Genomic DNA, 13978 nt, shown 5'->3' on the forward strand with positions numbered 1-13978 from the left:
CAATTGATTTGTAATTTGCTTTGTATAACATATTTCTGTAAGTTTTAAGGTTCTGTGCGGCTACCAGCGCCAACTACGCCGATTTTGTGGCGATAAGATAGTTCAGCCCCAAACCACCCCGAAGCACTGGTTAAAGTGCCGACAATCGTTGATAGAACTAATCCCCAAGGCAATACACCACCTACCGGATTACCAATACGTAAATATAGGTTAATGACTGTCAATACTAACAAAGTGACATTGATAATCATGTGCGCCCACCCGGCGGTACGCTTACGGACTCGTTCAATTTGCAAAAAGTCGCTCATACCAATAATAGCTGCAACTACTCCACCAGCCAAACCCGCAACAATTAGCCAAAAAGATGCCCGCGCCCAAAACTCGTCGCGGACTAGAAAGTATACAGCATCCGTTACTAAAGCCCCCGCTAAAAAAGCAATGGGAAAAATTACGCTCAACGGGTGTAAAGGATGACCAGCGATCGCAACGGTACTAGGTACACCTGTATCGCGGTATTCGCGATCGTCACTTTCGATAATTGGCGGAATATTAGGAAATGGGGTACTTGTTCGTTGTGTCTCCATGATTTCTCCTAGGGGTCGTGTGTTTACAGATTCTAAGCAGTGGGGAATTTTTCGAGATGAGCTTCCGCTTGGATTGTCAATTTTCCCGCCTCTATTTGTAACTTTTTGATTTTTAGCGACATTCCAACTAAATCAAAGTTGCTGAGATTTAAAATTGCACTGGTTTGATCGATCAAAGCTGCGGTTAATTCTGGTGATAGCTCCTCGCCTTCGCCATACTCCACATTTGCTAAAGTAACGGTTTGTCCGTTAGAACTCACCTCTGGAATTGCCGAAAATTCCACTTGCCCAGTTTGATTATTGGGTAATGATAAGATAGCCTTTAGAGCTATGTGGCGATCGCCTGGGAGCCTAAAATCAACTCTCTGGGCGCTAACTGTCGTGGGTTGTCCGTTAACTAATACCTGCAAGTTTTGCAGTTTGTCACGCACAAAATCACAATTGAAAGCGCGGTTGATATCTGACTCCGTAAGTACAGCGCGGACACTAGCATCGGTGGGTTTGGTTAGTTCAATTTTGCCGAAAGCAGCTTTGAGCGGATCAATAGCTACGCTGGTCATGTGCATATCTAATTGAGTTACGCGCAAGTCTTTTTGCATTACCAGCCCATCACCAGCAATTTTTACATCATCGACTTGTCCTTGAATCAACTTTAGTGGATCGGTTTTTATTGCTACATCTAAGTTTTCTAGTTCATCTAATTGGCTACCTACACCAATTTCTACAGCTTTATCTAGTGCTTGCTCTCCTAATCCGGGCTTATCTTGCATTACTTGTTGCTACTTCTTTGGGGTCACTGAGTAAATCTAACGATTTGCCCAGTTCTCTTGTATCTGTCTTGTGGTGGATGAAGCTATTTTTTAATTGGCTAGTATTGGTAGAATAGCTAAATATAACAAAAAATCCTCTTTGTTTATACATGATTAGTTTTGAGGAGATTCAAAGTTATTATCCTGACAAAAACGCCAACAATTTTACTTTTTATATAGACATCGATCCGTCGAAAGAAAGATGAATCACTAGAGTAGTTATGACAACCTAAAAAGTGTAGCCGACTTAAAGAGAGTAAGAGGATATTTTAAAATGGTAGTCAGTTTAGATAATGCCAAGCGCACTGCCCTAGGTAGCAAATTAGCAGATATTAAAGCATTACAAAACTTGCTAATTGCTAACGAGCAAAAGTTTTTAAGCGAAATCAAAGATGAAGATATCCGCGATCGCTTTCAAGATATGCTCAGAGATGACCAAAAAAACTTGGGAGTTTTAGACACAGTTATTGTCCAGTACGGCGTTCAAGCAGAACCCAAAGAAACTATTACCCAAATGGTAAGTAAGCTTGACGAACTTATGAGTGGTTCGGAACTAACGATTTATGAAAAGGTATTTCAGCACGAATTGCTCAAGCACCAGCAAACAATGAGTGGTATAACCGTACACAAAGCTGCTCAAAAAATTGGCGCTGATGTGATGGCGGCGATCGCACCATTAAACACCGTTAACTTTGAAAACCGCGCTCACCAAGAGCAGCTAAAAGGTGTTTTAGAAGTATTGGGTGTACGTGAATTAACTGGGGAAGAAGCAGACCAAGGTATCTGGGCCCGCGTTCAAGATGCTGCGGCAGCTTTTAGTGGTGTAGTTGGTAGTGTAGTTACTCACGCCAGCGACAAAGAAGACATGAACATCCAAGATATTATTCGGATGGATCATGCCAAAGTCAACACTCTCTTTACCCAAGTTGCAGCTACAGACGATCCCCAAAAACTTCAAGAATACTTTGGTCAAATCTACAAAGACTTACTTGCCCATTCTGAAGCTGAGGAGCAAGTTGTATATCCTGCTGTTCGTCCTTTCTACGGTGAACACGACACCACAGAATTGTACGACGAGCAAGCCGAGATGAAAAAGGTACTGGACGAAATCAAAGCCAGCGACCCCACCGCCGTTGACCAGTTTAAGTCTAAAATTAGAAGTTTAATGGACATGGTTGGCGATCACATTCGTCAAGAAGAAAGCACAATGTTTGCTGCTATCCGTGACAACATGAGCAGCGACCAAAGTGAGCAACTAACTACACAGTTCAAGGCTGCTAAGAGTGCCATTCAGCAAAAAATGTAGTTTTGTACTGTCCTGACTAGAAATCTCCAATAATTAACTTAAGTAAAAAATCTCACCATTTATAATTTTGGTGAGATTTTTTACTAGGTGATCGCGCGCGTTAGCCGTTAACCACCGCACCACCGTTAGGATGCAGAACTTGACCCGTCATGTAAGATGCGTCATCAGAGGCTAAAAATACAAAGCTGGGAGCAACTTCCTCTGGCTGTCCGGCTCTTTCCATTGGCACTTGTTTACCAAAACTTGCAACTTGATCGGGAGGAAAAGTAGCCGGAATTAGGGGTGTCCAAATGGGCCCCGGCGCTACGGCGTTAACTCTAATTTCTTTTTTGAGCAAGCTTTGGGATAGGCTGCGCGTAAAAGCTACAATCGCACCTTTAGTAGAAGAATAATCAATTAATTCCTCATTACCCTTGTACGCCGTTACCGATGTAGTATTAACGATCGCACTTCCGGCTTTAAGATGCTTCAAGGCTGCTTTAGTCAAGAAAAACATCGAAAAAATATTTGTGCGGAAAGTCCGCTCTAATTGCTCGGCGGTAATGTCTTCTATACTTTCTTGGGGATGCTGTTCGGCGGCATTGTTGATCAAAATATCTAGCTTGCCAAATTCCCCCACCGTTTGCTCTACTAACTGCTGACAAAAGCTCTCATTGCCAATATCTCCAGCAATAGTTACAGCGCGGCGATTTTGGGCTTCTACAAGCTGTTTAGTTTCTTTCGCGTCATCATGTTCGTTTAAGTAAGCGATCGCCACGTCTGCGCCTTCTTTAGCAAAGGCGATCGCCACCGCGCGACCTATCCCGCTATCTCCACCAGTAATTAAGGCAACTTTTCCCGCTAATTTCCCGCTCCCTCGATACTGCGGGTCGTCAGATTTGGGCTTGGGTGTCATCTCAGATTCACTCCCTGGTTGTTGGTCTTGAGATTGAGGAGGTTGTAGTTCTTCGGGCATTGTCAATTTCTCCTAATTGGGTTTAGCAAATTGCCAACGGTAAACCCCCAGATCGACTCATAGATCCAAGGATTTAGGCGAAGGCAAAAAGAATTATTTACATTGCGGTGCTAACAGCAGTCAAAAGCATTGTTATCTGCTTTTACCAAAAATTTAACAACTACTGTGGAGCTATTTATCATGCTAGAGGTGGAGAATATTTTAGCTTTGATAACTCTTGAGGCAGACAAGTGTTAGAATTTTATGTATTTAAAATTACACTAAAACAAATATATAAAATATTTAAAAAAATAGAATAATTTGAATTTTTCCCAATTTATTTATTAGCACTTTAAAGCTCAGGAATAATCCTCCCGTCCATGGAGAATTTAGGGAGCGGGATCTTCTTGTACTGCTAAGTCTGAGACTAGGCGATCGCATTTTTTTAAACTACAAAACTAAGCACCCACTGGTTTTATTTTTAGTAGATTGTTAACTTTAGACTTGGTTTCACTATTGAAAATATCAATAGGTGATAATAAACAGACCTTTTTCTTTAACCATTTTCTATGCTTTTCCGCCCTGCTATTAATGCAATGACAGGCTACACCCCTGGCGAACAACCAAAACCAGGAACGCCGATTATTAAACTCAACACTAATGAAAATCCTTACTTGCCTTCTCCCCAAGCCATTGAAGTATTACGCAACTTAGATAAAGAGTGGCTTAGGCGTTATCCTGACCCCTACGCGCGAGAATTTTGTCATGCTGTAAGTGAAGCTTTAAAAGTGCCGTCAGACTGGGTAATTGTGGGCAATGGTAGCGATGATATGCTCAATTTGCTAGTACGGGCGTGCGCTGAGGGAGGAAGTCGCACCTGCGCCTATCCTACTCCTACTTACGTTTTATACCGCACTCTAGCAGCCATGCAGCCTGCGGAAGTTGTCGAAATTCCTTACCCTGATGATTTTCAGTTACCGATTGATCAATTAGTTACCGCCAAGGGAGCAATTACCTTTATCGCTTCTCCCAATAGTCCCTCTGGTCATTGCGTACCCAAGGGCGATTTACGACAATTAGCAAGTCAGTTATCGGGGGTTTTGGTAATTGACGAGGCTTATGTTGATTTTGCCGAAGATTCTGCCCTTTCCTTAGTGCGAGAATTTGAGAATGTTATTGTACTGAGGACTTTATCAAAAGGCTATTCTTTAGCTGGGTTACGGCTAGGTTTTGGGATTGCTAACCCCAAATTATTAGCAGGATTATTTAAAGTTAAAGATAGTTATAACGTAGATGCGATCGCACAGTTAGTAGGTACGGCTGCAATGCGTGACCAAAATTACAAAAATATTTGTGCTGAAAAGGTAAAAGTATCAAGAGCAAAGTTAACTGTAGATTTACGAAAGTTGGGTTTTACAGTCAGGGATTCTTATGGTAATTTTGTGCTGGCAACTCCGACACTTTCCGCCGAACATATTTATCTATCATTAAAACAGCACGGTATTTTAGTGCGATACTTCAATCAGCCAGGATTACAAGACAAACTGCGGATTACAGTGGGAAATGACGAGCAAAATCAGCTATTGATTGAAACCTTAGAGATAATACTAGATAAATAGAAACCATAACTACTCAAACAAAAAACTCCTAAATCCTTGAGTATACTACAAAAAATTTTTGTAAAATTAGACCTTGCAAAATATTTTTAGTATAGAGTTAAATTGCAATATAAAATGATAGTGCGATAGCGCAAGCGCGCCCGATAACGGGCTTCACATTTATTCTAAATTCAACCAATTTTCAACCGTCACACCTACAACTCTCAGCATATCGGAATCATTAGAAACAACAATCAAGCCTTTCACTATGGCTGTAGCTGCTATCAATACATCCGCATCTTGGATAGGTGTACCCTTGCGTTTTAAATATGCATGAATTTCTGCGGCTTTTTCAATAATTTGTAAATTGTCTAACAGTAAAACTTTATATTTCCTACAAAATTCCTGAAACGTAGATAGCTTGTATAGGGCATTTATAGCCAACAAACCTCTTTTGATTTCATAGTAGGTTAGGCAACTTATAAATATTTCCTGCTCTTGAGTTTCTAGTTTTTCCTTAATCTTTAAATTATTTTTTAAATGTGCCGTAACTATATTTGTATCTAGAAGATAACTCATTTACTTTGTTATCTACCTTCAACGGCGGCATCAAAAGTTTCTATTTCCTCCAAAGTTAAATCGTTTAACATTCCAGCAGTTGCATTTATTACTAAAATACCATCTACTTTATTGCTCAAATCTCGATCCTCAATATTTATAAGCTCCTCTATAGAACTTTTTTTAAATAAATTGGCTATGTGCTGAAGCATCTCATTTTTATCTAATTTTTCTTGAAAAACTCTATTATTGGCAAATAAAGTATCAACTATTGGTGCTATTCGAGCTAAAAATATTTTCTTTTCCTCAGAAACTTCGTACATAGCATTCTCCAAGTTTTTTATTTGTACAATTACTCTATTTTACCTCTCACCAAAAGGTATATTGCAATTTTAGGTTGCAAAATGTGATGGCGCAAGCGCGCCCGGTAACGGGCTTCGCATTCATTCTATATTTATCCAATCTTCTACCGTCACACCTACAACTCTCAACATATCTGAATCATTAGAAACCAAAATTAAGCCTTTCACTATTGCGGTAGCTGCTATGAAGACATCCGCATCTTGAATAGGTGTACCCTTGCGTTTTAAATCTGCATGAATCTCCGAGGCTTTTTCAATAATTTGTAAATCATCTAACAATACAACTTTATATTTTTTGCACAATTGCTCAAATTCAGATAATTGTCTTGCAGCTTTTGCATACAATAACCCTCTTTTAATTTCATAAAAAGTTATGCAACTTATAAACACTTCTTGCTCTTGACTCGATACCTTATCTAATTCACGATTAACTTTTTCATTTTTCTTTAAGAGCGCTGTAATGATATTTGTGTCAAGTAGATAGCCAATATTTTTCATCTCCCTTCTACTGCTTCATCAAACATTTTCATTTGTTCTGGAGTTAAATCATTTAATGTTCCAGAAACAGCATGAGTTACCAAAATCCTATCAACTCTGTGAATCAAATCTTCATCATCAATAGCTGTAAACTCCTCTAACGAAAACTGTTTGAATAAGTCTACTAAATCTGGAACCATCTCATTTTTGTCTAATTTTTCTTTGTAAAAACTATTGCTATTGATCAAATTATTAACTATTTGCGATATGCGAACCAAAAATACATCTTTTTCTTGGGAAACTTCGTACATAACCTACTCCGATTTTTCTTGCTGATACAATTACTCTATCAACTTCGCCTAAAAGTGTTTAGTTGCCAATAAAAAAAGGTGGGTATTTACAACCCACCTTTTACAATCAATAACGAAGTATTAACCTAATAAAGATTTGGCTTTAGCTACTACATTTTCTACAGTAAATCCAAACCTTTCCATACATACAGGGCCAGGAGCGGAAGCACCAAAGGTATCGATACCAATCGCAATTCCTTCATCGCCAACATAACGACACCAGCCAAAAGTAACGCCAGCTTCTACAGATATGCGCTTCTTCACAGCTTTAGGCAATACAGATTCGCGGTAGGCTTCGTCTTGGTCTTGAAAAATCTCCCAACAAACCATTGATACTACTCGAACTTTCTTCCCTTCACCGCGCAACTGTTCCGCCGCTTGGACGCAAAGTTGAGTTTCGCTACCTGTACCCATCAAAATTACATCAGGCGTACCGTCGCTATCCGATAGAATATAAGCCCCTTTTTCTACACCTTCAATGGAAGAATTAGGCAAATTGGGTTGAGCCAGACGAGACAAAGCAATAACTGTTGGGCGAGTTTTGTTGCCGAATTTTTTGCCCCTAGCTGCCTTTATTGCAACTTTGTAAGCGCCACTGGTTTCATTACCATCAGCAGGACGCATTACCAATAAATCGGGAATCATTCGCAGTGAATTTACGTGTTCAATCGGTTGGTGGGTTGGGCCATCTTCCCCTAACTGAATTGAGTCATGAGTCATGACATAAATTACACCCGATTCTGATAGCGCCGCAAGGCGAATCGCTGCGCGCATATAGTCAGTAAAGACTAAGAACGTTGCACAGTAAGGAATTAAACCCGAACCATCCAAAGCTAAACCATTACAAATAGCTCCCATACCATGCTCGCGCACCCCAAAACGGAGGTTACGGTTTTGGTATTGTCCTTTTTGGTAGTCTCCCGCGCCTTTAATTAAGGTGTTGTTAGAAGAAGCCAAATCCGCCGAACCACCAATTAGCTCAGGCAAAATTGCCGATAGAGCATTTAAAGTTCTACCCGATTGGACGCGAGTAGCTTCGGCTTTGTCTTCAGGAGTGTATTTAGGTAAAACAGATTCCCAGCCTTCGGGAAGTTCTGCTTCGTGCATCCGCTCTAAAGTAGCTGCTTCTTGGGGATACTGCTCTTTGTAATTAGCATAAAGTTGATTCCAATCTTCTTCATGCTTTGCTCCGCGCTCAATTGCTTTGCGCCAGTGATTCATCGCATCTTCAGGAATTTCAAAAGGCTCGTAATTCCAACCTAAGCTTTCCCGTGTTGCTTGCACTTCTGCCGCGCCTAAAGCCGCACCGTGAGCTTCGTAGCTATCGGCTTTATTGGGAGAACCATAACCGATAGTTGTGCGGACTTTAATCATTGTCGGCTTATCAGTGACAGATTTGGCGGTTTCAATTGCTCGATGAATGGCATCAATATTAGTATTGCCATCTTCTACAACCAAAACGTGCCAGCCGTAAGACTCGTAACGCTTACCTACGTCTTCAGTAAAAGCTAAGTCGGTAGAACCTTCAATCGAGATGTGGTTGTCATCGTAAAGGGCAATTAATTTGCCTAATCCCAAGTGTCCGGCTAAAGAACAAGCTTCACTGGCTACGCCTTCCATATTGCAACCGTCACCCATAATTACATAGGTGTAATGGTCGATGATGGGCAAACCTGGTTTGTTGAAAGTCGCGGCTAAGTGAGCCTCCGCCATTGCAATCCCGACACCGTTAGCAATTCCTTGTCCTAGAGGGCCTGTAGTAATCTCTACCCCAGGATTCATAAAGTTTTCGGGGTGTCCGGGTGTTTTTGATTCCCACTGACGGAAAGCTTTAATATCATCCATCGTCAGGTCTTCGTAGCCTGTCAGGTAAAGCAGCGCGTACTGTAGCATACTGCCATGACCTGCGGACAATAAAAAGCGATCGCGATTGAGCCAAGCAGGATTTTTGGGGTTGAACCGCATAAAGCGATCCCACAATACAAAGGACATGGGAGCCGCGCCCATAGGCAGCCCTGGATGTCCTGATTTTGCCTTTTCTACAGCATCAATAGCCAGAAAGCGAATTGAATTAATACAAAGTTCTTCGAGAGATTGGGTTGCAACAACCATAGTTTCTTAATTATTAATGACGGGTTAGCAAGGGGATATTTGAAATCACACTTAAGCACACTACCGATCATCCCATCAGGTGGGTTGACGGACAAGCCTTGTTTTTTAGAAGTGAATTATTTGGGTTAGAATCAGCAATATTTCCTACTAATTTTTTTGTTTAAAACTGTGCGATAGCGCAAGCGCGCCCGGTAACGGGCTTCGCATCTTAAACATACTTTTTGAATGCTAAAGTCACGTTGTGACCGCCAAAACCAAAGGAATTAGACAGCGCCACATCAACTTTTAGATCGCGGCTATGGTTAGGAACGTAATCTAAATCGCATTCAGGATCGGGGTTTTCTAAGTTAATTGTCGGCGGAATTTTATCGTCAGCGATTGCCATTACTGTGGCAACAGCTTCAATCCCACCAGAACCACCTAATAAATGCCCAGTCATGGATTTAGTAGAGCTAATTGCTACTTTATAAGCCGAGTCGCCCAGCGCTTTTTTAATTGCCGCCGTTTCGGTGGGATCGTTAGCGCCTGTGCTTGTGCCGTGAGCGTTGATATAACTTACTTGTTCTGGACTCTGTCCCCCATCCTTTAAAGCCAACTGAATAGCTCTAGTAGCGCCTTCACCGCCGGGGACTGGGGAGGTCATGTGGTAGGCATCGCAGGTTAAACCGTAGCCAATAATTTCAGCGTAAATCCGCGCCCCACGACTAAGGGCGTGTTCGAGTTCTTCTAATAGTAGAATCCCTGCACCTTCCCCCATCACAAAACCATCGCGATCGCGATCAAAGGGACGGCTGGCACGAGTTGGCTCGTCGTTGCGGGTAGACAGCGTTCTAGCGGCTGCAAATCCGGCAAAAGACAAAGGTGTAACGGCGGCTTCAGTACCCCCGCAAATCATCGCTTGAGCGTAGCCTTGTTGAATCAGGCGAAAAGCATCACCTACAGCATTAGAACCCGACGCACAAGCTGTGACCGGACAAGAATTTGGTCCTTTTGCCCCGGTATGAATTGCCGTTAATCCGGCAGCCATATTGGCGATCATCATCGGAATCATAAAAGGGCTACAGCGATCGGGCCCCCGATTCAAATAAACCGTTTGCTGATCTTCTAATACTTTGATGCCACCAATACCCGTACCGATAATTGTTCCTACTTGAGCGGCGTTCAGTTCGTTGATTTCAAACTTTGCGTCTCGAATCGCTTGTAAGCTTGCTGCCACTGCAAACTGAGCAAACCTGTCCATCCGTTTAGCTTCTTTGCTGTCTATGTAGTCTTGGGGATCGAAGCCCCTAATTTCGCCAGCAATGCGGCATTTATGTTTAGAGGCATCAAACAAGGTAATAGGCACAATTCCACTGCGTCCTGCTAACAATCCTTGCCAGTAATCTTGGGGATTGTTACCTAGCGGTGTAATCGCACCGACACCCGTTACCACCACTCGTTTTAAATCAAAATGTGCCATAGGTCGTTAAAGTAGCGCGATTACTCACCCATAACTCGGAAAATTTGTCCTTATACTTCGGGTTTAGAGTTTTGGACGTTGACGCTTTAGTCAAGTAATAAAAGACTTTGTAACTTAAACTACATAGCGCTGATTTGCCTTCGTCATCTACCGCTTCACCCGAAAGCCTTACTTTATTAAGCTGAAGTGGCAACTTTATTGCTAATGTAGTCTACAGCTTGTTGAACTGTGGTAATTTGTTCTGCTGCCTCGTCAGGAATTTCTACGTCAAATTCTTCTTCTAAAGCCATGACTAACTCTACCGTATCTAAAGAGTCAGCGTTTAAGTCATCGGCGAAGTTAGATTGAGGTGTAACGCTATCTGGTTCCACGCTCAACTGTTCGGTGACGATACTTTTAACTTTAGCAAAAATTTCTGATTCGTTCATACTTCAACGTCCTTAGCGATTAATTAATCAATTGCTTGATGGCTCTAACATTTTGAGCATACTTATCTTATCTTAAAGGCGCGATCGCATAGCTCCGAAAAATTGAACATTTTTCCAAGTATCCCTATTCGGGGCTAAAATTTGGGTGTAGTTTATTTTGTAAACACGAGTAATATTAATGCTTGCAGCAGGTGCGATCCCTTGCTGGCAATTGTTGTTTTTAGCTAAAAATACTTGTTATGCCTGCTCAAAATTTAAAATATGCTTACTTTCCTGGCTGCGTCGCTCAAGGAGCCTGCAAAGAGCTTTATCAGTCTACTCAAGCTCTTACCCAAGCTTTAGGCATTGAACTTGTTGAACTCAAAAAAGCCGCTTGCTGTGGCTCTGGTACTTTTAAAGAAGATTCTCAATTATTAGAAGATACTGTTAATGCCCGTAATATTGCTTTGGCAGAAGAATTAAATTTAACCCTTCTAACTCATTGCAGCACTTGTCAAGGCGTGATTGGTTCTGTTGATGAGCGTTTAAAACAAGCAACGCATAAAGATCCTCATTATGTTGAAAAAGTCAATAGCTTACTTGTCACTGAAGGTTGTTCGCCTTACAGGGGAACTACTGAAGTTAAGCATTTATTATATGCTTTGGTCACAGATTACGGTTTAGAGGAAATTCAGCGCCGAGTTACAAAAAGTTTACAAGGCTTGAAATGTGCGGCGTTTTATGGGTGTTATTTGCTCCGCGCCCAGTCATCGATGCCTTACGACGATCCCCTTAGACCTGAAGCAATGGAAAATGTCTTTAGAACTCTTGGCGCAACGCCTGTTTATTATCGTGGTAGAACGCAGTGTTGCGGTTGGCCTTTGGCTAGTTATGCTACTACAGAATCGTTTAAAATGGCGGGGATGCACATTACTGAAGCGATTTCTCAAGGGGCGGATTGTTTAGTTACGCCTTGTCCATTGTGCCATCTTAACCTTGATTCTCGCCAGCCGGAAGTAGAAAAAGTTATTGGCAAAAAGCTCGGATTACCCGTGTTACACTTATCCCAATTAATTGCTCTATCCCTTGGTATTCCACCAAAACAATTAGGATTAGAGCGGCATATAGTTTCAACTAAACCGATTTTAGAAAAGTTAGGGATAGTATAGCTAATTTTATGCAGAATACAGTAGTTAGAGGGCGCTACCGGATTGTTAAAAATTTGGGTAGAGGCGGATTTGGTGAAACCTACTTAGCAGAAGACTTAGACCGTCCTAATTACCCTAAGTGTGTAGTGAAAAAATTACACGCAACTTTTAATTCTGGGCAAGAATTGGAGATAGCAAAACGTTTTTTTAATAGTGAAGCACAAGTTTTGTATAATTTGGGCGATCGCCACAGTCAAATTCCCCGTCTCCTCGCCCACTTTGAAGAAAATAACCAATTTTATTTAGTTCAAGACTTTGTAGATGGTCAAGACCTTAGTAAAGAGATAGCATCGGGGAAAAAGTGGAATGAAGCGCAAGTAATTTCTTTTTTAAAAGACATATTAGGAATTTTAGCGTTTGTCCATCAGCAAAATGTCATCCATAGAGACATCAAGCCAGCTAATATTATTCGCAAGCATGATAATACTTTGGCTTTAATTGATTTTGGAGCGGTAAAGGAAATCCAAACTGTAGTACATACTCAAAGCCACAGCCATCTAACGGTAGGAATCGGTACGCAAGGGTATATGCCTTTAGAACAAAGAGCAGGAAAACCCCGTTTCAACAGTGATATCTATGCAGTAGGAATGACAGCACTGCAAGCAGTTACGGGTGTTTCTCCCGAAAAATTACCAGAAGACACGCAAACAGACGAAGTACAGTGGAGAAATCAAGCAAAGGTAAGCGATCGCCTAGCAAACATTTTAGATCGAATGGTAAAAGTGCATTACCGCGCTCGCTATCAGTCGGCAGGAGAGATATTGCAGGACTTGGAAACTGCTAAAACTGTGGCGACACAATCTAATAGTAAGCCGGTAGGAGGTAGCACCGTTATCTCTAATGAAACAAAACAACAATCGGTAACAACTAGACAGCCATCAGTTATTAGCAATCCTGCGCCAGATGAACTTAAACCAAGGCGCTCTTTTGGATTGGCGATCGCTTTAGCCGTTATGGGTGCTGTTGCTGCAACTTTAGGTGCTACTGGGCTAGTTTCCTATTTACAGTCTAAACCTGCGAGTCAACCAATTGCTCAAACCCCACCTCAACCCATTCCCGTACCTCTAGAAACGCCTGTTGAAAGTCCTTCTTTACCTCTTGCTACTCCCGCCAGCCCTTCAGTCTCGCTAGAAACACCCGTCGCTAGTTCTGTGCAATCACCACAAAAACAACTAGAAACAACCGTAGCTAGCCCGATATTATCTAACTCACAAAATACTGTTCCCTTGAGCAATACAAAATGCTTAAGCACGACAGCCTCTGGAAATAGCGAACCTTTTATTAAAGGCTCTGAAGATATAACTATCGGTCAAGAAGTCGTAACTGCTGTAGCTATCCTAGGTGGTCAATCAAACTATATTCCTAAAGATAGTGCCGCAGGTGTTGCTTGTCTAATTGTCTCTCCTGATTCTAATGTCCAGTTTCGCAAGCTGAAGCTGACTTTTGGTATCAATAACACAAATCGATACTCAGGTACTACTAATGACAGTGCGGTAGTAGGGTTAACAGTCTATCTCGACCGTAGAAAAATAGGCTCGAAAGAAGTGAAAAGAGGAGAAAAACAGTTTTGGGAAGTAAATGTTGCCAATGCTTCAAATGTTGCTTTAGAGGCAGAATGTTTAAAACCTAAGCGCTACGGATCTGTCTGCCCGTCCATCGTCTTTACCCAAGCTGACCTAGAGTAACGTATCTTTGTCAAGACTTTACTACAGTATTTCACACAATAATTAGTTGCGATCAATGTAGTTACCTGTTCAAATTTTCGAGAAAAGTTGCTAGACTTAATTCTTTAAAAAGATTAAGTTATTTAATAT

14 protein-coding genes are annotated in these 13978 nt (G+C 41.5%); 4 read left to right on the forward strand and 10 right to left on the reverse strand.

Translation table 11 applies throughout. The features are described 5' to 3' along the window. Positions 1–44: 44 nt before the first annotated feature. Positions 45–584 (reverse strand): DUF2231 domain-containing protein, encoded by a 540-nt coding sequence (locus C7B70_RS19830; protein ID WP_106370723.1) that lies wholly within the window; start codon positions 582–584, stop codon positions 45–47. 32 nt (positions 585–616) lie between these two features. Then, positions 617–1354, reverse strand: coding sequence for a DUF2993 domain-containing protein (locus C7B70_RS19835; protein ID WP_106370724.1), 738 nt, complete (start codon positions 1352–1354; stop codon positions 617–619). A gap of 313 nt (positions 1355–1667) precedes the next feature. Between C7B70_RS19835 and C7B70_RS19840 the strand changes: the two genes are divergently transcribed. Then, positions 1668–2699: a hemerythrin domain-containing protein gene (locus C7B70_RS19840; RefSeq protein ID WP_106370725.1), complete on the forward strand. Its 1032-nt coding sequence runs from the start codon at positions 1668–1670 to the stop codon at positions 2697–2699. A 100-nt stretch (positions 2700–2799) separates the two neighbouring features. Here the strand turns inward: C7B70_RS19840 and C7B70_RS19845 are convergent, their stop codons facing one another. Next, a complete protein-coding gene (locus C7B70_RS19845; RefSeq protein WP_106370726.1) occupies positions 2800–3654 on the reverse strand; it encodes an SDR family oxidoreductase in 855 nt (284 codons plus the stop codon). Positions 3655–4202: 548 nt separating this feature from the next. On the opposite strand from C7B70_RS19845, the gene hisC reads away from it, so the two are divergent. Then, the gene (gene hisC / locus C7B70_RS19850; RefSeq protein ID WP_106370727.1) at positions 4203–5252 is read left to right on the forward strand and encodes a histidinol-phosphate transaminase; all 1050 of its coding nucleotides are present in this window, start codon (positions 4203–4205) and stop codon (positions 5250–5252) included. A 159-nt stretch (positions 5253–5411) separates the two neighbouring features. On the opposite strand, the gene C7B70_RS19855 is transcribed toward hisC, so the two are convergent. The 7 genes from C7B70_RS19855 to acpP form a co-directional block, all read right to left on the reverse strand. Then, positions 5412–5810 (reverse strand): type II toxin-antitoxin system VapC family toxin, encoded by a 399-nt coding sequence (locus tag C7B70_RS19855; RefSeq protein ID WP_106370728.1) that lies wholly within the window; start codon positions 5808–5810, stop codon positions 5412–5414. An 8-nt stretch (positions 5811–5818) separates the two neighbouring features. Next, positions 5819–6112: a hypothetical protein gene (locus C7B70_RS19860; RefSeq protein WP_106370729.1), complete on the reverse strand. Its 294-nt coding sequence runs from the start codon at positions 6110–6112 to the stop codon at positions 5819–5821. Positions 6113–6232: 120 nt separating this feature from the next. Continuing rightward, positions 6233–6649, reverse strand: a complete 417-nt coding sequence (locus tag C7B70_RS19865; protein WP_233221005.1) for a type II toxin-antitoxin system VapC family toxin — start codon at positions 6647–6649, stop codon at positions 6233–6235. Beyond that, on the reverse strand, positions 6646–6939 hold the full coding sequence (locus tag C7B70_RS19870) for a hypothetical protein (protein ID WP_106370730.1): 294 nt from the start codon (positions 6937–6939) through the stop codon (positions 6646–6648). Before C7B70_RS19870 ends, C7B70_RS19865 begins: the two co-directional genes overlap by 4 nt. A 120-nt stretch (positions 6940–7059) precedes the next feature. Next, positions 7060–9090 (reverse strand): transketolase, encoded by a 2031-nt coding sequence (gene tkt, locus C7B70_RS19875; protein WP_106370731.1) that lies wholly within the window; start codon positions 9088–9090, stop codon positions 7060–7062. Positions 9091–9298: 208 nt separating this feature from the next. Then, positions 9299–10549, reverse strand: a complete 1251-nt coding sequence (fabF, locus tag C7B70_RS19880) for a beta-ketoacyl-ACP synthase II (protein WP_106370732.1) — start codon at positions 10547–10549, stop codon at positions 9299–9301. Positions 10550–10725: 176 nt separating this feature from the next. Beyond that, a complete protein-coding gene (gene acpP, locus C7B70_RS19885) occupies positions 10726–10977 on the reverse strand; it encodes an acyl carrier protein (RefSeq protein ID WP_106370733.1) in 252 nt (83 codons plus the stop codon). A 239-nt stretch (positions 10978–11216) separates the two neighbouring features. Between acpP and C7B70_RS19890 the strand changes: the two genes are divergently transcribed. Beyond that, a complete protein-coding gene (locus tag C7B70_RS19890; protein WP_106370734.1) occupies positions 11217–12125 on the forward strand; it encodes a CoB--CoM heterodisulfide reductase iron-sulfur subunit B family protein in 909 nt (302 codons plus the stop codon). Positions 12126–12133: 8 nt separating this feature from the next. After that, positions 12134–13849: a protein kinase gene (locus C7B70_RS19895; protein WP_106370735.1), complete on the forward strand. Its 1716-nt coding sequence runs from the start codon at positions 12134–12136 to the stop codon at positions 13847–13849. Positions 13850–13978 lie beyond the last annotated feature (129 nt).

The organism is Chlorogloea sp. CCALA 695 (genome assembly GCF_003003885.1).
In the GTDB taxonomy this organism is placed as follows: Bacteria; Cyanobacteriota; Cyanobacteriia; order Cyanobacteriales; family Chroococcidiopsidaceae; genus Aliterella.